Genomic DNA, 21,285 nt, shown 5'->3' with positions numbered 1-21,285 from the left:
AGGTTCGAGCCCTGCCCGGGGAGCCACTACATATACCCGCCCCTGCGGTTTACCCCGTCAGGGGCTCTTGCGTTTACTTTAAAACCTACCATGACGCGCATGCCACCCTCGCCGCCATATCCCACTTCCCCGGCCATGAAAATTACGCCCAGGCCTGGGCCCACCGGCTGGCAGAAGGATAAAATACCCCGGCCTAAAGCCGGGGTTATTTTTTTCCCACCGGTGGGGTATATTTCTTCTACGGAAAGGTGGCGACTTTATGCCCAACTCCTATGCCGCCGCGATAATAGTAACACCGTTTTTGACCCTGACCAGTTTCCTGGGCCGGGCCTTCCCAGGGGTCAACCGGGAACTGGCCGGTTGGCGCCGGCAGGCGGCGGCCATCCCGGACCTGCATCTCCGGGAGCAGGCCCTGACCAGCCTGGCATTGAAGAAATTCCACTGCCAGGGAGGGAGCGTATACGCCGTCTGGCCGCGCCGTTACCGCCGGGAACTCCTGCGGGCAATTGTGTCCCTGCAGACCATCAGCGATTACCTGGACAACCTCTGTGACCGGGCCGGGGTCCTCGCCGGGGAGTCCTTTCGCCAGCTGCACCTAGCCTTTACCGATGCCCTCATCCCCGGCGGAGCAAGCCATGACTATTACGCCGCCTATCCCTACCAGCGGGACGGCGGCTACCTGCAGGCCCTGGTCCAGGCCTGCCGGGCCAGCCTGGCGGCCCTGCCCGGTTATGCCCGGGTCCAGGAGGAAGTCCTCTACCTGGCAGCCCTTTACTGCCGGCTCCAAGTGACCAAGCATATCGAGCCCGGCAAGCGCCAGGAAGAGCTCCAGGCCTGGCTCCGGCCCCTCCTGGACCAAATCTCGGCTCGCCTCTACTGGTGGGAACTGGCGGCGGCCACCGGTTCCACCCTGGGGATCTTTGCCCTCATGGCCTTGGCGGCCAGGGAGGAGGTCCGGGAGCAGGAGGCAGTTAGGGTAAGGGAGGCCTATTTCCCCTGGATTGGCGGCCTGCATATCCTCTTGGATTACCTTATTGATCAGGAAGAGGACCGGGCCGGGGGCGATCTCAACTTTTGTGCCTTCTACCGTGAGGGGACAGAGGCTGGCCGGCGGCTAAGCTACTTCTGGCAGGAGTCCCTGGCTGCAGCCCGGCAACTGCCCGATCCCGCCTTCCACCTCCTGGTGGTCAGGGGCCTGCCAGCCCTTTATCTCTCCGATACTAAAGCCTCTCAAGAGGACCAGCTCCCGGTCCGGCAGGTAATCCTCCAGACTGCCGGGCCCTTTACCCGCCGCCTCTACCGCCTTTGCCGGGGTCTGCGCTGGGCAGGGATAGTTTAGTACCTGCCAGCCTTTCAGCCAGCATTTTCATGGTTTCGTGGCGGGGGCGCCAGCCTCCATGAGGGGCTCCCCCGGTTCCCCCAGGGTGTCCAGGGTACGGGCGGCCACCAGGGCCAGCTCCTCCTGGGCCGGTTTTACCGGCAACTTGTCCAGGGCCGTCAGGGCCTGGGTTACCTGGTCCCCGGCCACGGCAACCGTATAGGTATCGCAACCGAGGGAGCGGGCCGCACCCACCAGCTCCTCTATTTCTGCTGCCCCGAGGCCCCGGGCCAGCCTTTCCTGCCAGCAGGGGGCATCCGGTGTTAGCGCGAGAAAATGCAAAACCGGCAGGGTCACCAGGCCCCGGGCCAGGTCCTGGCGGCAGGGCTTCCCCATCTTTTCCGGGGAACCGAAGAGATCCAGGTAGTCGTCAATAAGCTGGTAAGCCAGGCCCAGGTGCCAGCCGAAGCGGGCCAGGGCTTCCTGCTGGCTGTTTTTCAGCCGGCCCAGGATGGCACCACAGCGGCAGGCGGCGCTGATCAGGGCCGCTGTCTTCTGGCCGATGTAGGTAAAGTAGGCTTCCACAGCGCCGGCACCGGCCGTTATGGTACTATCCTTCGTTTCCCCGTTCAGGGCCCGCCTGCCGTTCCCCAGTTGCCCGATCTCCCCGCTGCACATGGAGCGGATGGCCCCGGTCACAGTATAAAGGACGGCCTTTTTACTTTTAGCCAGGAGGCCGAAGGCTGTAGCAAAGAGGTAGTCACCTGTGAGGACGGCAGGCACCGTCCCGAAACGGCGATATAGGGGAGGACGGTTGCGGCGCAGGGTGGCCCCATCCAGGATGTCGTCGTGGACCAGGGAAGCCAGGTGGACGAGCTCAATGGCTGCCGCCACCCGCCCGACCTCCAGGGTGTCATAGATGCCAAAACTGGCGCATAATAAAACCAGGGTGGGCCGCAGCCCCTTCCCACCATCCAGGGCGCAGTCTAACAGCTCCTGCAGGTGGGGATCCGGGGAGGCAACGGCTTCTGCCAAGACTTGCTTCGTTTCCGCCAGGTTCAAGGTTTGTCGCTCCTGTTTCAGTAGATTTGAGGTGTCAGGCTGATGGATCTACCATGGTGGTACCAGGATTAACCGGTAAGGTTAGTATTGCTAAAAAACGTTAACTATATAGCCGCCTGGCCGGTCCGGCCTTTTCCGGGCACCCCTGCGAAAAGCTGCCAGGCCGGGCCCGGTCTCCGGCAGAGTAGAAATAGGCCTGGGGGAGATGTTTAAAGCTGGCGGCCTTAGAACCAGCCCTGGCCTATTAAATGACCACCGGCGGCTGTTGCCAATTTTGCCACCCTGCAGTATAAAAAAGTCAATAAAAGTCAAAAATAATCTTACCTGAGGGCGGGGAGGTGACGGCCGTGGAAGGCAGAACCCTGGCCGATCAGATTGAGAACTACCTCAAACGGTTATTAAACAACAGTGCCAGTGGCATAATCGAGGTGCAGCGCCAGGAACTGGCCGCGCTCTTTACTTGCGTGCCCTCGCAGATTACCTACGTCATCAGTACCCGCTTTACTACCGACAGGGGTTATTTGGTGGAGAGCCGCCGGGGCGGTGGCGGTTATGTCCGCATCGTCCGGGTGCCTTTAAAGGCCGAGGACCAGGTAAAACATTGGGTCTCTGATGTCCTGGGGGATTATCTCTCCCAGGATGCGGCCACGGAACTCCTGGCCCGCCTAGCTGAGGAGGGGCTGCTCACCCAGAGGGAGCAGATACTCCTGGCGGCAGCCATTAACCGCCAGGCCCTGCCCCTGGAACTCCCCCGGCGCGACCAGGTCCGGGCCTGTATCCTGAAGGCGGTTATTCTCGCCCTGCTGCGGGAAGACTTCCAGGACGATGTTTAAAGGGTAAAAAGGGGGCTCAATAAATGCTTTGCGAACGCTGCCAGGAAAGGCAGGCCACCGTTCATGTCACCCGGATTATTAACGGCGAAAAAACGGAACTGAATCTCTGCCAGGAGTGCGCCCGGGAGATCCAGCCCCAGTTGAAATTCTCTATACCCCAATTCCTGGCCGGGCTGCTGGATTACGACCCGGACCTAGAGGTGCAGGCCCCGCCGGCGGTAGAACACTGCCGCGAGTGCGGCCTCACCTACGAGCAGTTTCACCAGACCGGGCGCCTGGGCTGCCCCGATTGCTACCACTATCTGGCCCCCCGCCTGGACCCGCTGATCCGGCGGATCCAGGGCAGCAGCCAGCACCGGGGCAAGGTACCCCGCCGGGCCGGCGGCAACCTGCGGGTGCGCCGGGAGATGGAAAAACTGAAGGCCCAGCTCCAGCAGCTGGTCCAGCAGGAGGAATTTGAAAAGGCGGCCCGGGTGCGGGACCAGATTCGCGACCTGGAAGCCCGCCTGGATAAGGAGGCGGACGGGCGATGAGTATTAATCTGGAATATACGAGTAAATGGATGGAAGGCTCCGGCCCCCAGGCCGATATCGTCATCTCCAGCCGCATCCGCCTGGCCCGTAACCTAAAGGGTGTACCCTTCCCCAACTTGATGAAGGCTGAGGAACAGGCCCGGGTGGTCAGCCAGGTCGGTCGGGCTATCCATTCGCCCATGGTCATTCAAGCGGTGGGGGAGTTAAAACTCCAAGTCCTGCGGGAATTACCCCTGCTGGAGCGGCAAATACTAGTGGAAAAGCACCTCATCAGCCCCGACCTGGCCGAAGCCGGCGGCGAGCGGGCTGTAGTCCTGCGGGAGGACGAGGCTGTCAGCATCATGATCAACGAGGAAGACCACCTGCGCCTGCAGTGTTTGCTGCCGGCCATGATGCTCCACGAAGCCTGGCGCCTAGCCGACGCCGCCGACGACGCCCTGGAGAACGAGCTGGATTTTGCCTTTGACCAGAGGCTGGGCTACCTGACCGCCTGCCCCACCAATGTGGGTACAGGCCTAAGGGCCTCAACCATGCTCCACCTGCCGGCCCTGGTCCTCACCAAGCAGGCGGGAGCGATCCTCGCGGCTCTGACCAAAGTCGGAGTGGCCGTCCGCGGCCTTTATGGCGAGGGCACTGAGGCCCACGGTAACATCTTTCAGATATCCAACCAGATTACCCTGGGCCACGGCGAGGATGAGATTATCAATAACCTCTCGGCGGTAACCGTACGCCTGGCCGACCAAGAGCGGGAGGCCAGGGAACTCCTGCGCCGCCAGAGCCGCTGGCAGCTGGAGGACCGCATCGGCCGGGCCTACGGTGTCCTGACCAACGCCCGCATCCTGAGTTCCCAGGAAGCCCTGCAGCTCCTCTCCGACGTACGCCTGGGGGCGGAGATGAGGATCGTGCGGGGCCTGGACCAGCGCCTGTTGAACCAGCTTCTGGTCCGCATCCAGCCGGCTTACCTGCAGTATACCGCCGGCAAAGAGATGTCACCCTTTGAGCGTGACGTGCGCCGGGCGGCCATGGTCCGGGAACTGCTGGTTTCTTAAACTACGTTACGCTTCCCATTACAATCACTGCCGCCGGGCCTGGCGGCTTCGCTTTCCGCCTGTACCCGCCAGCCCCAAAAAAGCTGGCCTAATTTTAAGGAGGGATTTAATGATGGCACGTTTTACCGAGAGAGCGAACCGGGTTTTGCGCCTGGCCCAGGAAGAGGCCCGGGCCCTGCATCACCCGGCTATCGGCACCGAACATATCCTGCTGGGCATCTTACGGGAAGGGGATAGCGTGGCCGCCCGGGCCCTGATGAACTTGGGGGTGGACGTCAGGGCCGTCCGCGACGAAGTCCGCAAGGTCATCCGGCCGGGTGAAGCCGGCCTCAGTGCCGAAATGGGCCTGACGCCGCGGGCGAAAAGGGTCCTAGAACTGGCCAACGAAGAAGCCCGGCGCCAGGGGGTGAACTACGTCGGCACCGAGCACCTTCTCCTGGGACTGCTGGAGGAAGGCGAGGGCCTGGCAGCGCAGATCCTGGGTGGCCTGGGTTTAAGCCCCGACAAGATCCGTGAGCAGGTGGTGGCTATCCTGGGCGGAGCTGGCGGGCAGCCCCAAACCGGCGGCTGGACCGTCCTCTTCGGCAATCTGCCCTTCGGCATGGGTGGCTTCCCTAGTGGGGGCGCAGGCTATCAACCCCAGGGTCCAACCATGGGCACCAGGACCCAGGGCCAGCGGCCGGGGGCGACGGGCACCCTGGATCAGTTCAGCCGCGACCTGACCCGCCTGGCCCGGGAGGATAAGCTGGACCCGGTAGTCGGCCGGGAGAAGGAGATCGAGCGGGTCATCCAGATCTTGAGCCGCCGGACCAAGAACAACCCGGTCCTCATCGGCGACCCGGGCGTGGGCAAGACGGCCATCGTCGAGGGCCTGGCCCAGAAGATCGTCCAGAACCAGGTGCCCGAGGTCCTGCGGGGCAAGCGGGTGGTGGCCCTGGATATGTCCGGTATGGTGGCCGGCACTAAGTACCGGGGCGAGTTCGAAGAGCGCTTTAAAAAGGTCATGGACGAAGTCCGGGCCGCCGGCAACGTCATCCTCTTTATCGATGAGCTCCACACCCTCATCGGTGCCGGGGCCGCCGAGGGGGCCATCGACGCCGCCAATATCTTAAAGCCAGCCCTGGCCCGGGGCGAGCTCCAGACCATCGGCGCCACCACCATCGACGAGTATCGCAAGCACATCGAGCGGGACGCCGCCCTGGAGCGCCGCTTCCAGGCTGTCCTGGTGGAAGAACCGTCGGTGGAAGACACCATCGCTATCTTAAAGGGCCTGCGCGACCGCTATGAAGCCCACCACCGGGTGAAGATTTCCGATGAGGCCCTGGAGGCAGCAGCGCGGCTCTCGGACCGCTACATCACCGACCGTTACCTGCCGGATAAGGCTATTGACCTCATGGATGAGGCTAGCTCTCGGGTGCGCCTGCAGGTCTACACGGCCCCTGATGAAGTGAAGAAGCTGGAGTCCCGGCTGGAGGAAATCGAGAAGGAAAAGGCCGCGGCCGTCAACGCCCAGGAATTCGAAAAGGCGGCCTCCCTGCGGGATGAAGAGAAGAAGATCAAAGAGGAACTGGAAGCTAAAAAGGGCGAGTGGCAGAAGGAGAAGGGCCTGGAGAGATCCGTGGTCACAGCCGAGGACATCGCCCAGATCGTCTCCAGCTGGACGGGAATCCCGGTAACCCAGCTGGCCCAAGAGGAAAGCGAGCGGCTGCTGCATTTGGAGGATGTCCTACACCAGCGGGTCATCGGCCAGGATGAGGCCGTCCACGCGGTAGCCCGGGCCGTGCGCCGCGCCCGGGCGGGCCTCAAAGATCCCAAACGGCCCATTGGCTCCTTTATCTTCTTGGGACCTACCGGGGTCGGCAAGACGGAGCTGGCCCGGGCCCTGGCCCAGGCCCTCTTCGGCGACGAAGACGCCATGGTCCGCTTCGATATGTCCGAGTATATGGAGAAGCATACCGTCTCCCGCCTGGTGGGTGCTCCTCCCGGCTACGTCGGCTACGAAGAGAGCGGCCAGCTGACGGAGGCCGTCCGGCGCCGGCCCTACAGCGTCGTCCTCTTCGACGAGATCGAAAAGGCCCATCCGGACATCTTTAACGTGCTGCTCCAGGTCCTGGACGACGGCCGCCTGACTGACGCCAAGGGCCGCACCGTAGACTTCCGCAACACGGTCATCATCATGACCTCCAATATCGGCGCCAGCACCATCAAGCGGGAGACCCTGGGCTTTAAAGCCTCGACCAGCGAAGTGGCGGCCGAGTCTTATGACAAGATGAAGAAACACATCATGGAAGAGCTGCGGCGGACCTTCCGGCCGGAATTTTTGAATCGCCTCGACGACCTCATCGTCTTCCACGCCCTGGCCCAAGAAGACATCCGGAAGATCGTCGACCTGATGCTGGTCGAACTCAACCGTCGCCTGGAGGACAACAACCTTGCCGTCGAGGTAACCGACGAGGCCAAGGAGATCCTGGTCCGGGAAGGCTTCGACGAGGCCTTCGGCGCCCGGCCCCTGCGCCGCGCCATCCAGACCCTTATCGAAGACCAGCTCTCCGACGAAATGCTGGCCGGCAAATTCCAACCCGGCGATAAGGTCCGGGCCGTGGCCCGGGACGGCAAGATCGCCCTGGAAAAGGCGGCTTAGGACCAGGGTCGGGGCCGGTTTGCCAAGGGCAACGATAAATGGGTCAACCCGGCGAAAGTGACTTCACAACCGGCATTTGGGTCGGCTACCGGCGGCACTAAAAAAACACCCGCAACGCGCGGGTGTTTTTTTATAGAAAATGGTTGGTCGGTGAGTGAGCAGGTTTATAGTGTAGAGTGTTAAAATAAAACTACAAATCAGAACCCCGGCTTTGCAGGAGGAATATTTTTCCTTTCCATGCCGCCGGCTGGATCTGCGGGACGTCAGGGGAAGCAGTCTGTTTGGCGATGGGGCGGCCTGCCGGACATTGACGGGCGCATCCGGGGCCGGCGGGGAATCTTCTTCCTGGGCAGTGGTGACTACCACTACGTCGCCTATTTACTGCTGCAGCATATTACTCGTCCCTTTACCCTGGTCCTTTTTGACAACCATGCCGACCTGCTGCCTGCACCAGCCAGCGATCTGCTCGCTTGTGGTTCCTGGGTGAACCGCGCCCTGGAGCTGCCCAATTTGAAGAAAGCCCTGATTATCGGCGCCCGGCCGGATAGCTTTACGGTCACAGGGGTCGCGCCTGACCTGCTGGGGAAGGTCGTATATCTACCTTGGGGCAGTAGCTCTGACCCTCATAATGAAGGCATTCTCCGTGAAAGCGTCGTATGCCTTCCTTTACAAAGACACAAAAAAACGCTGGGGCCGAGGCCCGGCCAACAAAAGTGGCAACTAGTATGGCAGCCAAGGATAGATATTCATGCCGCCGGGCGACATCAGCGGGGAAGCTTACTGGCGTATTGATTGCGTGGTAATTTTAGGGTAAAATGGTGGGGAAAAAGGTTTGCTACGCCTGTCCATAAAGGGAACATTATGAACGAGAAAATAGTCTATTCTTTGGCCGAACGTGTACAGGAGAAGTTTAACCCCGAAAAGATAATTGTTTTCGGTTCCTGGGCAAGGGGGGAAGCAGGGCCGGACATCGATGAGAAGGGATGGTGCTTTATGAACGCGGAGGAAAGAAACAGGATCATATTAGAATAGTAGTAGGGACGTAATCAAGTGAAGGCGTAATAAAAGAAGGTGGGAGCTTTGGAGCGTTTTAAGTTTTACACCTTACCAGATGAAGAAAAGCAAAGCCTTATCACCAAAATCACGGCTAGCTTAAAAGGTCGGGAGGAGATAGCCTTTGCCTACCTCCACGGCTCTTATCTAGGGGAAGGGCCTTTTAAAGATATTGACCTGGCTATTTACCTTCATGAACACGCATTGGGTGATGAAAACTTTCTTTTTGAGATCCACCTGGAGGAGGCTATCAGGACCCATATACCTTTTCCGATTGACGTTCGTATCCTTAATAATGCCCCTTTATCCTTTAAGTACAGCGTAATAAAAAATGGCCGCCTATTAATCGAAAATAACCCCACTACCAGGGTTGAATTTCAGGAGTCTACTTTGGACAGATATTTTGATTTTGTTCCCTTTCGTAAACGCTATTTAAAGGAGACCCTGGGCCTTGAAATATGATACTTTGTTTGATCGGTAGCGCTAAATATCAATTTATTGTCGCAATCGAAGCGGCAATTGATTTAAGCAACCATATCATAGCCCAGAATAATTGGCGGATACCGGAGGATTACGCCGATACTTTTCGCATTCTAGGTGAAGCGGGTATTTTTCCGCCTGAGTTTGTTGCTACCCTTATAAAGATGGCCCGATTCCGCAACCGGTTGGTACATATTTATTGGGATGTAGATAATAATACCCTCTACAACATACTAGAAAATGATCTTAAAGATTTCGACACATACTTAAGGGCAATGACTAAATTGTTTTCTAATGGCAATGGGCTATAATAGGTCCATACTCCTATACGCCCTGCGCCTGGATGGTTGGGAAGCTATTGGGACAAAAAAGGAAAGGCATAATAACCTCCCCATAACCTTTAGCTGCCGGGGCATAATAGTAGTAACAGCGGCGAGGGGGAATGAATATGGCTGACGATAAATCGCTACGGGAAAAGGTATAGAGGAAAAATCCATCTCGGAACTTTCATCGGAACACGGGGTACATCCACCCCAGCTCAATCGGTGGACGGCCCTGGTTATTAAAGAACTACCAAGCCTGTTTACTGATAGACATAATGAAGCCGCCGCTCCTTTTCACCACAGGAGTTTCTTTATCTGGCAAGGCTTCTATTAACCGATATAATTCATCCTGGGCTACGCTCACCATTAGCCACCTTCCTTTCAGCCAAAATCTGTTATTTTGCCGCTTCTTTCCACCATTTTACCCCAGGGCTGACATTTTATCAATATTGCCAGCTACTCGCGCTGATCCTTTATCCTTTCGTCTTTTGCCCTTATTTCAGGCCTTCAGCCGTTGTGCGAGTTTTAATTTTCCAGGGTACCCAGGAGGCAGAAGGGTTTTTCCGCCCGGCGCCCCGCGGCCTCCAGGGCGGCCCGGTCGCCGGCGGCGAGGAGGCAGGTGGCGGGGCCGGCCGACTTTAGCAGGTCCAGCTCCGGGAGGCCAGACCTCCAGTCGATTTGCAGCCTGTATAATGCGGCCAGGTCCCGGGCCTCGGCCAGGATGCCCCGGGAGCCGGCGGGGACGATTTCCCGGATACCCGGCTGGTTGAGGAGCAGGCGCACGGTTTTCAGGTCTACGATTTCCGGGTCGTCGAGGAAGACCTCGGTTCCGACCTTGGGCCGTCCCAGGAGGGCCAGGGTATCGCCGGCAGCCAGGCGTCCCATTAACAACTCCGCGGTTGTTGCCAGGCCGATGACGGTGATCCCTATCCCGGACTGGGTAGTGGGGACGTTTTTTTCGCTGCTGCCGGTGAGGGCTTTCTCCGGGTCGATGCCCAACGCTCGGATCTCGTCGGCCACGCCTTCCCGGATGGCCGCGCCTGCAGGTTCCGGCTCCACGCAAAGGGTGTTGGCAATGCAGGCTGGCCAGGCCCCGGCCGCCAGGACTTTCATCAGGGCCACCCTGGCGGTAAAACGGCCCAGGACGTACCCGGGCACGCGTACCACGTCGGCTACCTTGGGGCCGATAGCCCCGGCGGAGTCGCAGGCGATCACCAAGGACCTTTGCTCATCCAGGTCCAGGATGATCAGATCCCGGTAGCGGCGGGGGGAAAGGGTGGCCGGGGTCATTTCCCTTCACCTTTCCCCCGGCCGGCGGCATAGCTGGCGGGAAATACCCGGCGCAGGCTGGTAAAGGCAGCCGCTGCCAGGGCGATATTCAGGGCGGAAGCGAGCAATAAGGGCACCACCATGGCCAGGAAGAATGCTTTGCCGAACCCCGGCAGGGGGATGAACAGCGCCGGGAGCAAAAGGCCGTTGAGGGCTATTCCCACCCCTATTCCCAACCAGGGGGAAAGGCGGTAAAAGAGAGCAAAGAGGGCGACGACGGCGGCCATGCCGGCGGCGATAACCAGGTGGAGGGGCAGGGTGAGGGGGAACCCGGCGGTAAAGGCGGTGAGCAGGTGCCCCAGGGCTGCTATCAGGGCCCCATCGGCGGGCCCCAGGATGAGGGCGCCGAGAAAGCCGGGAAAAGAATCGAAGGCCGGCGTGCCGGTGATGCTGGGTATTTTTAGATTAGCGCCCACAGTTGACAGGGCGATGAGCATGGCCAGGGTGGCTAGGCGCCTGGCCGTCCAGCGACTTGCCTTGCCGGTCGAGGGAGATACTGCCGGTTTCGCCATGTTTGCTTCACCTTCCTGATATGAAGATTTTGTCAGTGGCAATCCGGGGGGCCGGGTCGCCCCCAATTAAAAAGTCCCCAGCCGTCTTCCGGCTGGGGACTTTACCATCATCCCCGGTTGCTTCTCCCCTTTCCTGGCGAAGGTGAGAGGTCCCATGGACAGGCAGGTCTCCTGGCTCGCGCTTCCTTGTTTTACGATGCCTTCCCGGGAACTATCCCAGTGGCGTTATATCGTAAACTCCACGCTCACAGTGGCGGGACCGCGCCGGATCGCAGCCTGAAAAGGCGGTTACCGGACTTCCCTATTCTTCCCCTTCCGGGACACCTGTCCATTTTCCATATATGGCTGTCAATTATTAATATAATCCACCACCAGGCTTTTGACAAGTCCTGTTTCCAAAACCTACCCTGGAAAGTCCATGACAAATTTGTCGCCGCGAATAGTATTGGGGCTAAGTTGTCCGTTTATTTCTGGCGGAAAAGGCCAGCTCTGGCCGGGTTACCCTGGCTCGCTAGCCAATTGACCGCACCGGTGAGCGGGGCGCGGAAGCTATATAGAAACTATATAAATGACGTCCCCTGCCCATGAACTTGCTGTTGCCGGGGTATACTAGATTTGATTGATAGCAAGGGAGTGGGCATGATGGACGATGATGCTTCTTTACGGGAAAAGGTGCGGCAGCTCCTGCGGAAGGATAAGGACCTGCGCAGTTACGGTTTGAATGCCGACGTGATCGAGGGCGAGGCCCAGCTCCAGGGCATCGTCGATACCCTGGGGGAGAAGGAGCGGGCCGGAGGGTTGATCAGTAAAGTGCCTGGGGTGAAAAGTGTGGCCAATGCCGTGGCTATCAGCACCGACGGTGCCGTCCGGGACGAAGACGTGACCATAGAGGTTGCCGAGGAGCTGGACCAGGACCCGCGGGTGGACCTGCGCCATATTGGCGCCGAAAGCGTTGGCGGCCACGGCACGGTGGTTTTAAAGGGCCGGGCGGAAGACCCGGCCGAGATGGAGGCGGCCCGGGAGGCGGCATTTAAAGCCCGGGGTGTAACCCGGGTAGTGAGCCAGGTTAAGGTAGGGGGAGAGGAAATGAGCCTGGAAAATATTTTCCACAGCCAGGTGAATAACGATAGGGAAGAGTAAGGTTGAATCAGCTGCGGGAGGGCTTTCCTCCCGCGGCTCAATTTATATTTATTGCCATTTCACCTGGATAATATTAAAATAGTATCAAGAAATAAAGATGTACGTTGTTGGGAGGTGATATGATGACGTGGGAAGAGGTAAGAAGGCTTTTCCCAAATAAATATATACAAGCAGGTGTGATACTTGATTTAAAAAGTTTGCGGGTCTATTTCGGGTCTATTTCAATGAGGGGTAAATAATATACCCTTGTCTCACTTCCAGGGAGGCCGTAGTAAAAGAAGGTCAGGGTCGGGTCGTCGTGTTCCGGCCTCTCCGGGTGGCAGGGGAAGAGTTCGATAAAACCGTGACGGCGCAGGTTTGCCGGGGCTTCTTTCGCGAGCCCTGGTATATATTTTTCTATGGACCGGGGAGCGGTTATCCGCACCATGTAATTTGCACGCTCCTCATCTGTCAGGGGCGAGGGCGGCACCCAGTCCGGGAAGTTGCGGCTGCAGTCGCGGCTGAGGAAATCGAATTTCAGGAGCTGGTAGAAGCGATCGAGCTGAGCCTGCGTAAGGTTACGTAAGCACCCTGCTCGTGCCATGATGGCAGCAGGCTGTGCTGCTTCTGTAGGCCTGTGCGCTGGCTCCAGTTTGCTAGGTGTTTCTCCTGGTCTAACCTTTTCCAGCCCGGCCTCGGGGATGGGGATTTTACCGGGACCGGCGGGGGGATTCCCATGGCTGCCTGCCCCATGAATGTTGCCGGCTCCATTCCGGAGGCTACCATGATAATCTGGTAAGGGTTGTATGACGATCCTCGTGGCGATTCCCCGGGTCAGGCTGATGGCAAAGGCCGCCAGGTGGTTAAAGAGATCCCGCTGGCTGTGGCCGCGGCGCAAGAAGCCCTTTGCCTCCCACCAGGCGGCCAGGGCCTCGTAGAGGGCGAAGTAGCTGCCGTCAAAGGCGGTGGCGGCCAGGTAGGCAAAAGCGTGGTCGGCCAGGTGGCTGTTGCCGTAATACTTGAGGAGGTCTTCAATGACGTGGAGGCGCAGCATCTCATCGTAAGCGATGGCGCTGTTGGCCAGGACCTGGTAGGGCGGCCGGTCGAGGAAGAGGTAGCCGAACTCATCGGCCCGGGCGCGTAGGCTCGTGCCTTTCAGGAGTTTCAGAAAGCCGAGCTGGATCTCGTGGGGTTTCAGGGCCGCTACGGCGTCGAAGCTTTCGCCGACTCCTGTGTAAGTTTCCCCGGGCAGGCCGGCGATGAGGTCCAGGTGCAGGCGAATGTTGCCTGCTGCCTGCAGGCGGCGGATATTGGCGGCCAGTCGTTTCCAGTCCTGGCGGCGATTACAGCGGGCGTTCACCCTGGCGTCAATAGTCTGGACGCCGATTTCAAACTGAAAGAGGCCCGGTGGTATCCGGCTTAAAAAGGAAAACATCTCGTCGTCCAGGTGGTCGCCGGCGATTTCAAAATAAAAGCGGGCTTTGGGCCGGAGGGAGAGGAGATACTCCCAGAGGGCCAGGGCCCTTTCTTTATGGGCGTTAAAGGTGCGATCGACAAACTTAATCTCCCGTACCCCGGCCGCCAGCAGCCGCGCCAGGTCCTCCTGCACCCGTTCCAGGGAGAAGTAGCGCACTCCCGTCGTGGTAGAGGAGAGGCAGAAGCCGCAGGCGAAGGGGCAGCCGCGAGAGGTTTCGTAATAGACAGTACGCTGCCGCAGGTCGTTACCGCTAGCAGCCAGGTCTTCTGCGTAGGGAAAGGGAATAGGGTCAAGATCTTTATGGCGAAGGAGAGGGCTGGTCCCCGCCCCCTGGCGATCGGTAGCCAGGGTGGTTTCCTGGCCGGAAATAGTACCGGGCCGCGCCGGGGGGCTGGCGAACGGGGCGCCTGAAGTGGATAAAATACCCGGAAAGATAACTGAGGCCGGCGGGTTGATGACAACCTTCCCATCCTGCCGCCAGGCCAGGCCGGGAATGGCGGCCAGGGGTCCTCTGGGGACGCACAGATTTTCACCCTCAACCGCACCCGGCATAGTACCTGTGATCAATTGCTCCATAAGGGCGCGGAAGGGTACCTCCCCCTCGCCGATGATGATCAGATCGATTTCCGGATGCTGGGCGAGAAAGTCCTCCACCCCAAAGGAGATTTCCGGGCCGCCGCAGAGGATGGGTAGGTCCGGCCGCACCTTCTTCAGAATAGCCGCGACGGCCAGGGTGGACTCCAGGTTCCAGATATAACAGGAGAAAGCCACCAGGTCGGGCCGGTGGCGGTAAATAGCAGCAGCGATATGCCCGGGGTGGTCGTTAATGGTGAACTCATCCAGGACGAAATCTAGGGGCAGGTCGCGGCAGCAGGCCCGCAGGTAGCGCAGGGCCAGGTTAACGTGGATGTACTTAGCGTTGAGGGTGGTTAACAGAATACACAAGGGCTGATCGTCCTTTTTTAGGTTGACGTTAATATCCGTTACTGGCTGAAACCTGTTCTTCGAGAAGCCCCTCATGGGGGAGGGGTTAATTCCTCCTCACCACGAAACTAAGAAAATGCTGTCTGAAGAGCTGGCGGGTACAGGCGGAAGGCGACTGGGTTCGAGGCGTCTGATACTTCTGCGAAGCCGTAGCGAGGCAGCGGTGGGAGAAGAAGCCAGACGGTACCTGGCATATCGGCTTACATACTTGCTTCGGGCTCCACCGCTAAGATTTCCAGATTCCCCAGGCACTCCTTGACGAGCTCCGCCACGGCCAGGTTTTCTTCGGCCGCCGCCACCCGTGCCAGGGACGGCCGGGTGGCCGGGTGCCTGGGGACGAAAAGGGTGCAGCAGTCTTCGTAGGGCCGGATGGAGATGTCGTAGGTGCCGATGCGCCGGGAGACCTCGATGATCTCGCTCTTATCCCAGGCTACCAGGGGCCGTAGGACCGGCAAGTCGACTACCTGGTTGATGACGGCCATACTCTGCAGGGTCTGGCTAGCCACCTGGCCCAGGCTTTCTCCTGTCAGTAAGGCCAGGGCGCCTTCTTGCTCAGCCACAGCCTGTGCAATACGAAACATCATCCGCCGCATGATGGTGACGTAGAACTCCTGCGGGGAGTACTGGCGGATGGCCTTCTGGATATTGGTGAAGGGGGCGATAACCAGGCGCAGGGGGCCACCGTAGCCGGCCAGGACCCGGCAGAGGTCGAGGACTTTTTCCTTGGAGCGCTCGCTAGTAAAGGGGAAGCTGTAGAAGTGGAGGGCCGTTAGCTCCAACCCCCGTTTCATCCCCATGTAGCCGGCCACCGGGCTGTCGATGCCACCGGAGATGAGGAGCAGGCCGCGGCCGGTTACGCCTACAGGCAGGCCGCCGGGACCGGGGATGGTGCGGGAGAAGATGTAAGCCCCTTCGTCGCGGATCTCCACGTAAATATAGCAGTCAGGATGGTGAACGTCCACCCGCCGCTTCGGGCTGTGGCTGAGGAGGTAAGCCCCCAGCTCCTGGTTGACCTGGGGCGAGGTTAAAGGGAAGTGTTTGTTGGGCCGCTGGGTTTGGACCTTGAAGGTGGTGCCGGGGGTGTCCGCCAGGACGGCCAGGGCTTTCTCCTTGATGGCCGCCAGCTCCAGGGGGGCGGTGACTACCGGACTCAGGGAGACGATGCCAAAGACCCGCCGCAGCCGCCGGCTGACGGTTTCCAGGTCGTCGTAGAGCTCGACAAAGATGCGGCCGAAGGTTTTACGCATTTTATGAGGCGGCAGGTCGGCCAGGGCGCGGCGCATGTTGTCCAGGAGTTTATCCTCGAAGTAAGGGCGGTTATTACCTTTGAGGCTGATTTCGCCGTAACGGACCAGGAGAGATGTATACATGTGATTCCTCCGAAAATAGGGTTCTACCAAAAATGGATATGACTTACATTATCGCTGCGGGGCTGGCGGCTACAGGCTCCAGGCTCCGGTGGTTCTCGGCTAGCAAACTATACGCTCAGCCTTCCTCGGCGGCGGGGGTGGCTTGGTTTTATCCCTTTGATCAATCATAACGGGGCGTGGTACTTCTATTTTCTAAAGCCACGTTACGATCCCCATCCCGTTCACCGCCGCCGCGCTACGGCTTCGCTAAGTTTGCTGGCGCCTCGAACCAAGTCGCCTTCCGCCTGTAGCCGCCAGCCCCTGCCTCCACCTGCATTTTTATCCTTCGTGGCGGGGACGGCAGCCACCATGAGGGGCTCCACTAAAAATAGATAGGCGAAATAGGAGGTGTGGCTTCCTTACAGCGACCATAATTCTTGCACACATTCTTTAAAGGCAGCCACGGTGGGTTCTACCTCTTCCGGCCGGTTCAGGGCGCCCAGGCTGAGGCGGATGGCCCCCTCCTGGCGCCAGCGTTCCAGGTGCAGGGCCTGGAGGACGTGGCTGGCGTCCTGGTGCCGGGAGTGGCAGGCCGAGCCGGTGGAGACGTAGACGCCTCGCTGTTCCAGCATGTGGGCCAGGACCTCGGCCCTTACGCCGGGAAAGGAGACGTTCAGGATGTGCGGTGCGGCCGCCGCCGGGTCGGGGCCGTTGATGACGGTGCCGGGGATCTCCGCCACCAGCCGCCGGGCGAGCTCGAGCTTGATCGCCTGCATTCTGGTAGTCCGCCGGGCAAAGTCGGCCGCGGCTAGTTGGGCGGCGACGCCGAAACCGGCAATCCCCGGGGTATTCTCCGTACCGGAGCGCTGGCCGGCCTCCTGGCCGCCACCGGTCAACAGGGATTCCAGGCGCAGGCCTTCTTTGATGAATAGCGCGCCAACACCCTTGGGGCCGTGGATTTTATGGGCGCTTATGGAGAGGAGGTCTATATCATCCCGGTGGCAGTCCAGGGGGATCTTGCCGTAGCCCTGGATGTGGTCAACGTGGAAGACGGCCCGGCTGCGGCTGTGGGCCAGCCGGGCTATCTCGGCAACAGGTTGCCGGGAGCCGACCTCGTTGTTGACGCTCATAATGCTGACCAGGATGGTATCCTCCCGCAGGGCTGCCTCCAGGTCCGTCGACCGCACCAGGCCCCGGGCGTCCACAGGCAAGTAAGTTACCTCGTAACCTTCGGCCTCCAGGCTACGGCAGGTAGCCAGGATAGAGGGGTGCTCGATGGTAGTGGTAATTAGGTGTTTTCCCTGGCGCCGCCGCGCCCGGGCTACTCCCCGCAGGGCCCAGTTGTTAGCCTCAGTGCCGCCGGAGGTGAAGTAAATTTCCCCCGGCCGGGCGCCGATGAGGATGGCCACCTGGCGGCGGGCCTCCCCCAGGGCTTTTTCCGCCTTGACCCCCAGACCGTGGAGGGAAGAGGGGTTGCCATAGTTTTCCGTTAGCATCTCATTGATGACAGCTATGACCTCCGGCAGGGGTGCCGTAGTAGCGCTATTATCTAGATAAATTATGGGCGGCAAATTTACGACCTCCAGGATAACTCGACCCGAACTTATTTTCGCCGGGCCCGGCTGGCCCGGCGTTTTCTATTATTATACAACAATTATCTCCAACTTAAAGGCCCTGGCCACAGCTCTAATTATTTTCGTGGACTTCACACTCTATTTTACAGTAGACGCCCATGTCGCCGGGCAGCACCAGCAGGGGATGAGAACGGTAAGCGCATAGCGCACCTCGTAATTTAGCCAACCAGCTTAGACACCACTCCCCAACCATCAGCATATTGTAAACTAATCTCCTACCCTTAATTTCCGGTGGATTCCTTATAGTGGCGTGCACCGTTAACACCGCCACCAGCAATCGGGAGAGATGAGAGGCAGGCCAGCTTTAATCTGAAACTGGCGCAGCCAGTTTCCGCAGGACTCCCACCTCTCACCTCCCACTTCTCACATCTCATTTTGGGGGAGTGTGTCGCCTATGCACAGGATAGAAAAGGCCTTGTCCAGGCATCAACTGGACCTCATGAGCCTGCCCAATGTCGTCGGGGTAGGTAAGGGTTATAAAAGTGTCCGCGGCGAGGTGACCAAAAAGCCGGCCTTGATTGTTCTGGTGGAGAAGAAGCTGCCTGCCAATCGCCTGGAGCGGGGGGCCAGGGTGCCCCAGGTTTTAGATGAAGCTGAAACTGATATCCTAGAAGTGGGGGAGTTAAGGCTCCTGGGACGGACCGATTATCGCCGCCCGGCCCAGCCGGGGATGAGCATCGGCCACTATAAGATCACCGCCGGCACCTTCGGGGCAGTGGTGAAAGATCGCAAAACAGGGGAGCCCCTGATTCTTTCCAATAACCACGTTATGGCCAATATCAGCAACGGTCGCGATGGCCGGGCCAAGATCGGGGATCCCATCCTCCAGCCCGGTCCCTATGACGGTGGTACCAGTGAGCAGGTAATCGGCTACCTGGAACGTTTTATCCCTATTAATCCAGTTGTCCAAGAGGTTACCTGTACCCGGGCCCTGCGCCTGGAAAAGATCCTCAACCGCCTGGTGCATCTGGTCCGCCCTTATTACCAGGTGCGGATGCAGAAAATAACGGCCGTGGCCAACATTGTCGACTGCGCTGTAGCCCGGCCGGTGAAAAAGGACGCCATTCGGCCGGAGATTTTGGACCTGGGGACGGTTAAGGGCGTCCGGGAGCCCCAGATAGGGATGGAAATAGTAAAGAGCGGGCGCTCCAGTGGCATTACCCGCTCTACCGTCAAGGTTCTCCAGGCTACGGTAAAAGTAGTTTTGGAAGAAGGATTAACCGGTCTTTTCAGTGACCAGTTTGTTACCGGTCCTATCGCCCAGCCGGGGGATAGCGGCTCCCTCATCCTGGATAAGGAGAACTACGCCGTCGGGCTCCTCTTTGCCGGTTCCGACCAGACCACCGTCGGCAACTATATCCAGAACGTCCTTGACCGGCTGGAAGTGGAGTTTTAGCCACTTACATGGTCAACTGGCCGCCAGGGACGTCGACGATTTGCAGCACCCTTTCTTCCTCACCGGTCTGGGCATTGATGTAGGTGAGGTAACTGGTATTATCTAAGCGCGTTTTAATCTCATAGGTCAGCTTTTCGCCGCCCCCGGGCATGGGGATGAGGGCCAGCCTGGTACCTTCAATCTTCACACCGGGGTTTATTTTTGCTCGGGCCTGCTCGGGTGTCAGCTTTGGCCGGGGCAGGTCCCGCTGGTGATGGGCCATATAATAAGGTGTGGCATCCCAGCCGGTGATTTCGCCGTTATCCAGGGCGACCTTGACCTTGACCTGGTCCGGGTAGAGGAGGACATCCCCTTCTTTAGCGGCGAAGGTGATGACCTGGTTGTTGTCGTTACGGACCATATAGGTCGGCTGCATATCACCGAAGCCCTGGCTTTTTAAGAAGGCCCGGGCTTTTTCCAGGGCTGCATTGGCGTCCAGGGACGGCGCCGTCACCGGGCGGGGGTTAAGGAGGGAAATAATCTGCCCGCCCTGCTTGCTGACGTCGACATTGACAATGACATTGGGCCGCCTGCTGTCCATTAACCGCAAGGCAAAGGCCGGGATACGGCCGTTGCTGGTGCGGGTGGCCTGGACCCGGTAGCTGCTGTTGCTGGCAGCGTTACTGAAGTTGGTAGCGCGGCGTTCCGCCTCAGCCTGGATAACCTCGCCGCCCCCCAGGCCCAGGGGCTGTTGCTTCTCCAGGTGGCTGGAAAAGGGGCCGTCATAGTTCAGACTAGGGAGGGTCTGCAGGTGCCGGTCGGTATTAATGAAACCATCCAGGGGGCCGGGGCTGGCCTGGGCGGGGATGGCCAAGCGGGCGATGGTCCGGGGTAGGGCTGGCATCCGGGCGCCGTAAAAGCTGCTCCAGCGTAAGGCTTTGTCAGCTACCTGGCCCTCGGTCTGGTGCAGGGAAGCGGCCAGGCGCTCCATCTCGGCCTTCAGATTGCTCAATTGCTGCCGTTCCTGGGGAGTCATTTCTTCACCCCGGGCCAGTTTTTGCGCCAGGTAGTTATTGTAGTCGCTGGTCTGGGAGAGAAACTTACTAGTATTCACCGGCTTAAAACCCGGGGTGGGCAGCTGGCCCAAAGAGTTTTGCGCCGCGGCTGCCTGGTTCCAGGCCTCCGTTAGGTGGACGGCCTGCTGGCGGGGGGAGTTGCTGGCCAGGGTTTTGCCCATACTCACCTGGGCCTGCTCGACATAGCTCAGGAGGTTGTAAAAATCGCGTTGGCCGCCGGCCTCTACGGCGTTGGCCAGGGTGAGGCGATTGGCCCTTTCCCACAGGCCCCAGCCGACGGCTACCAGCAGGGCCAGGGAGAGCAAGAGGGTGGTCAGCTTCCGTGTCAAAGTAAACACCTTCCTTATACCATTTTAAATACCATTTTAAATACCATTTTAACGGGCGAAGACGTGGTTGCCGATCTGGGTAATGATGGTCCGGGTCCAAATCCAGGGACTAACCTCTTTAGACGGGTTCCAGAAGAATAGGGCGCCGTAGGTCGGATCCCAGCCGTTCAGGGCATCGGCCGCCGCCCGGCTAGCGGTTGCCAGGTTGGTAACCTGCCAAATGAGGCCGTTGCTTACGCTCTCGAAGGCCCAGGGTTCGAAAACAACTCCACTGATGGTTGAGGGGAACAGGGGGCTGCGGACCCGGTTCATGACTACGGCGCCTACGGCTACCTGGCCTTCATAGGGTTCAGTACCGGCCTCGGCGGCGATGAGCCGGGCCAGCAGGTTCATTTCATCGCTGGTACCCACCGGCGTCCCGGCCTGGGTGGGAATCGCGCCAGGAACCTGTCCCTGGCGCTGGTAATGCCAGAGGAAGGCGCCCATCAGAATGACGGCCAGGAAGACCGGTAGTAAGATGCGTAAACGACGGGGATGCATATTCCTTTCCTCCCAATTTTTTAATCACCTCTAGTTTGGATGGGCCGTCGGCAGCTTATGCAGGACAGGAGTGAAATTTAGGAATCAATCCCGGCATAAAAAAAGAGCCCCCAACCAAGGCTCACAGGATCGCGACGCTATGCTATGCTCATAGGGGCCGGTGGATACAGACTTCGGGCTCCGGGTGCTTAAGCGAGCAAACTTGGCGCTCAGCCTTCCTCGGCGGCGGGGGTGGTTGCGACGGGGCGTGATACTTTTCGTTTCTTAAG

General features: G+C 59.3%; 20 protein-coding genes and 1 riboswitch. Of the genes, 12 read left to right on the top strand and 8 right to left on the bottom strand.

Going from position 1 to position 21,285, the window contains the following annotated elements:
• Both SDD30_RS08685 and SDD30_RS08680 read left to right on the top strand, forming a co-directional pair.
• A partial coding sequence (locus SDD30_RS08685; RefSeq protein ID WP_434074525.1) for a hypothetical protein occupies positions 1–182 on the top strand: 182 nt, incomplete at its 5' end.
• A 77-nt stretch (positions 183–259) separates the two neighbouring features.
• Positions 260–1,339 carry a tetraprenyl-beta-curcumene synthase family protein gene (locus tag SDD30_RS08680; protein ID WP_434074524.1) on the top strand — a complete coding sequence of 360 codons (1,080 nt, stop codon included), beginning with the start codon at positions 260–262 and terminating at the stop codon, positions 1,337–1,339.
• A 27-nt stretch (positions 1,340–1,366) separates the two neighbouring features.
• Here the strand turns inward: SDD30_RS08680 and SDD30_RS08675 are convergent, their stop codons facing one another.
• Positions 1,367–2,380: a polyprenyl synthetase family protein gene (locus SDD30_RS08675; protein ID WP_434074523.1), complete on the bottom strand. Its 1,014-nt coding sequence runs from the start codon at positions 2,378–2,380 to the stop codon at positions 1,367–1,369.
• 347 nt (positions 2,381–2,727) lie between these two features.
• Here SDD30_RS08675 and SDD30_RS08670 point away from each other — a divergent pair, with 347 nt between their 5' ends.
• The 8 genes from SDD30_RS08670 (at position 2,728) to hepT (ending at position 9,280) form a co-directional block, all read left to right on the top strand.
• Entirely contained in the window at positions 2,728–3,213 is a 486-nt protein-coding gene (locus SDD30_RS08670) for a CtsR family transcriptional regulator (RefSeq protein WP_434074522.1), read from the top strand.
• A 23-nt stretch (positions 3,214–3,236) separates the two neighbouring features.
• Positions 3,237–3,746 (top strand): UvrB/UvrC motif-containing protein, encoded by a 510-nt coding sequence (locus SDD30_RS08665; RefSeq protein WP_434074521.1) that lies wholly within the window; start codon positions 3,237–3,239, stop codon positions 3,744–3,746.
• The gene (locus SDD30_RS08660) at positions 3,743–4,795 is read left to right on the top strand and encodes a protein arginine kinase (protein WP_434074520.1); all 1,053 of its coding nucleotides are present in this window, start codon (positions 3,743–3,745) and stop codon (positions 4,793–4,795) included. The genes SDD30_RS08665 and SDD30_RS08660 overlap by 4 nt, the downstream gene beginning before the upstream one ends.
• Before the next feature lie 109 nt (positions 4,796–4,904).
• Positions 4,905–7,436, top strand: coding sequence for an ATP-dependent Clp protease ATP-binding subunit (locus tag SDD30_RS08655; protein WP_434074519.1), 2,532 nt, complete (start codon positions 4,905–4,907; stop codon positions 7,434–7,436).
• Between the two features lie 237 nt (positions 7,437–7,673).
• Positions 7,674–8,228 (top strand): hypothetical protein, encoded by a 555-nt coding sequence (locus tag SDD30_RS08650; RefSeq protein WP_434074518.1) that lies wholly within the window; start codon positions 7,674–7,676, stop codon positions 8,226–8,228.
• 69 nt (positions 8,229–8,297) lie between these two features.
• The gene (locus SDD30_RS08645) at positions 8,298–8,468 is read left to right on the top strand and encodes a nucleotidyltransferase domain-containing protein (RefSeq protein ID WP_434074517.1); all 171 of its coding nucleotides are present in this window, start codon (positions 8,298–8,300) and stop codon (positions 8,466–8,468) included.
• Positions 8,469–8,516: 48 nt separating this feature from the next.
• The gene (gene mntA / locus SDD30_RS08640) at positions 8,517–8,951 is read left to right on the top strand and encodes a type VII toxin-antitoxin system MntA family adenylyltransferase antitoxin (protein ID WP_434074516.1); all 435 of its coding nucleotides are present in this window, start codon (positions 8,517–8,519) and stop codon (positions 8,949–8,951) included.
• An 8-nt stretch (positions 8,952–8,959) separates the two neighbouring features.
• Entirely contained in the window at positions 8,960–9,280 is a 321-nt protein-coding gene (gene hepT, locus SDD30_RS08635; protein WP_434074515.1) for a type VII toxin-antitoxin system HepT family RNase toxin, read from the top strand.
• 537 nt (positions 9,281–9,817) lie between these two features.
• On the opposite strand, the gene SDD30_RS08630 is transcribed toward hepT, so the two are convergent.
• The gene (locus SDD30_RS08630; protein WP_434074514.1) at positions 9,818–10,582 is read right to left on the bottom strand and encodes an AIR synthase related protein; all 765 of its coding nucleotides are present in this window, start codon (positions 10,580–10,582) and stop codon (positions 9,818–9,820) included.
• Positions 10,579–11,133, bottom strand: a complete 555-nt coding sequence (locus SDD30_RS08625; RefSeq protein ID WP_434074513.1) for an ECF transporter S component — start codon at positions 11,131–11,133, stop codon at positions 10,579–10,581. The genes SDD30_RS08630 and SDD30_RS08625 overlap by 4 nt, the downstream gene beginning before the upstream one ends.
• A gap of 144 nt (positions 11,134–11,277) precedes the next feature.
• A riboswitch (cobalamin riboswitch) is annotated at positions 11,278–11,476 on the bottom strand.
• 272 nt (positions 11,477–11,748) lie between these two features.
• Between SDD30_RS08625 and SDD30_RS08620 the strand changes: the two genes are divergently transcribed.
• Positions 11,749–12,273 carry a BON domain-containing protein gene (locus tag SDD30_RS08620; protein ID WP_434074512.1) on the top strand — a complete coding sequence of 175 codons (525 nt, stop codon included), beginning with the start codon at positions 11,749–11,751 and terminating at the stop codon, positions 12,271–12,273.
• 205 nt (positions 12,274–12,478) lie between these two features.
• Here SDD30_RS08620 and SDD30_RS08615 read toward each other — a convergent pair whose 3' ends face one another.
• The 3 genes from SDD30_RS08615 to SDD30_RS08605 all read right to left on the bottom strand — a co-directional run bounded on the left by SDD30_RS08615 (position 12,479) and on the right by SDD30_RS08605 (position 17,633).
• Positions 12,479–14,674, bottom strand: coding sequence for a B12-binding domain-containing radical SAM protein (locus tag SDD30_RS08615; protein ID WP_434074511.1), 2,196 nt, complete (start codon positions 14,672–14,674; stop codon positions 12,479–12,481).
• Positions 14,675–14,913: 239 nt separating this feature from the next.
• Positions 14,914–16,083, bottom strand: coding sequence for a tRNA uracil 4-sulfurtransferase ThiI (thiI, locus tag SDD30_RS08610; RefSeq protein ID WP_434074510.1), 1,170 nt, complete (start codon positions 16,081–16,083; stop codon positions 14,914–14,916).
• A 398-nt stretch (positions 16,084–16,481) separates the two neighbouring features.
• Complete coding sequence (locus SDD30_RS08605) at positions 16,482–17,633, bottom strand: cysteine desulfurase family protein (RefSeq protein WP_434074509.1); 1,152 nt, start codon at positions 17,631–17,633, stop codon at positions 16,482–16,484.
• Between the two features lie 457 nt (positions 17,634–18,090).
• Between SDD30_RS08605 and SDD30_RS08600 the strand changes: the two genes are divergently transcribed.
• On the top strand, positions 18,091–19,092 hold the full coding sequence (locus tag SDD30_RS08600; RefSeq protein WP_434074508.1) for a chymotrypsin family serine protease: 1,002 nt from the start codon (positions 18,091–18,093) through the stop codon (positions 19,090–19,092).
• A gap of 4 nt (positions 19,093–19,096) precedes the next feature.
• Here the strand turns inward: SDD30_RS08600 and ypeB are convergent, their stop codons facing one another.
• Both ypeB and SDD30_RS08590 read right to left on the bottom strand, forming a co-directional pair.
• Positions 19,097–20,476 carry a germination protein YpeB gene (gene ypeB / locus SDD30_RS08595; RefSeq protein WP_434074507.1) on the bottom strand — a complete coding sequence of 460 codons (1,380 nt, stop codon included), beginning with the start codon at positions 20,474–20,476 and terminating at the stop codon, positions 19,097–19,099.
• Between the two features lie 48 nt (positions 20,477–20,524).
• A complete protein-coding gene (locus tag SDD30_RS08590; protein ID WP_434074506.1) occupies positions 20,525–21,016 on the bottom strand; it encodes a cell wall hydrolase in 492 nt (163 codons plus the stop codon).
• Positions 21,017–21,285 lie beyond the last annotated feature (269 nt).

It is taken from the genome of Moorella naiadis (nom. illeg.) (assembly GCF_051020825.1).
GTDB lineage: Bacteria > Bacillota > DSM-521 > Neomoorellales > Neomoorellaceae > Neomoorella > Neomoorella naiadis.
Note: the sequence above shows the minus strand (reverse complement) of the source record. Positions and strands in the feature narration are given on the sequence as shown.

Coding starts and splice junctions, on each gene's coding strand:
- SDD30_RS08680 (WP_434074524.1), top strand. CDS start 260: ATGCCCAACTCCTATGCCGCCGCGATAATAGTAACACCGTTTTTGACC.
- SDD30_RS08665 (WP_434074521.1), top strand. CDS start 3,237: ATGCTTTGCGAACGCTGCCAGGAAAGGCAGGCCACCGTTCATGTCACC.
- SDD30_RS08660 (WP_434074520.1), top strand. CDS start 3,743: ATGAGTATTAATCTGGAATATACGAGTAAATGGATGGAAGGCTCCGGC.
- SDD30_RS08655 (WP_434074519.1), top strand. CDS start 4,905: ATGATGGCACGTTTTACCGAGAGAGCGAACCGGGTTTTGCGCCTGGCC.
- SDD30_RS08650 (WP_434074518.1), top strand. CDS start 7,674: ATGCCGCCGGCTGGATCTGCGGGACGTCAGGGGAAGCAGTCTGTTTGG.
- SDD30_RS08645 (WP_434074517.1), top strand. CDS start 8,298: ATGAACGAGAAAATAGTCTATTCTTTGGCCGAACGTGTACAGGAGAAG.
- SDD30_RS08630 (WP_434074514.1), bottom strand. CDS start 10,582: ATGACCCCGGCCACCCTTTCCCCCCGCCGCTACCGGGATCTGATCATC.
- SDD30_RS08625 (WP_434074513.1), bottom strand. CDS start 11,133: ATGGCGAAACCGGCAGTATCTCCCTCGACCGGCAAGGCAAGTCGCTGG.
- thiI (WP_434074510.1), bottom strand. CDS start 16,083: ATGTATACATCTCTCCTGGTCCGTTACGGCGAAATCAGCCTCAAAGGT.
- SDD30_RS08600 (WP_434074508.1), top strand. CDS start 18,091: ATGCACAGGATAGAAAAGGCCTTGTCCAGGCATCAACTGGACCTCATG.
- SDD30_RS08590 (WP_434074506.1), bottom strand. CDS start 21,016: ATGCATCCCCGTCGTTTACGCATCTTACTACCGGTCTTCCTGGCCGTC.